Origin of the sequence: Aureispira sp. CCB-QB1 (assembly GCF_000724545.1) — a bacterium.
Taxonomy (GTDB): Bacteria; Bacteroidota; Bacteroidia; order Chitinophagales; family Saprospiraceae; genus Aureispira.
In genome coordinates this window covers 1-339 of sequence record NZ_JHBV01000127.1, presented here as the reverse complement: position 1 = coordinate 339, position 339 = coordinate 1, and the positions used below count along the sequence as shown (strand labels likewise).

Here is a 339-nt window from a genome sequence, read left to right as displayed (position 1 = left end):
GGCATTCATCGCTTGGAACGTGTTTTTCTCAAAGGAAAAGTATTTGAATGGGCGGTTTTGTATGATAATAAAACGGGTAAAATTTTGGCTTATTACCACCCTCAAAAGCAGGATCAAGCCTTGAGTAAAGAAGCTTTTCAACAGCTCTTAGGCAGCGTTAAACTAAAGCTTTATATCATTTACAAAGCGGCTTACAAATTAAAAACAGGTCGCACCAAAGGCTTGAGTATGCCAATTGAACGACTGGATGAAACGCCTCAATATTGGAATCAAGACGTAGAGCGGATTATGGTCTACCAAAATGGACAACACACGCATAATTTTATCAAAGGACAATTT

At 38.3% G+C, this 339-nt stretch carries 1 protein-coding gene; it reads left to right on the top strand.

Going from position 1 to position 339, the window contains the following annotated elements; all coding sequences use genetic code 11:
• Positions 1–339: hypothetical protein (locus tag CG11_RS30670; protein WP_197043987.1), on the top strand; the 339-nt coding region annotated here is incomplete at both ends.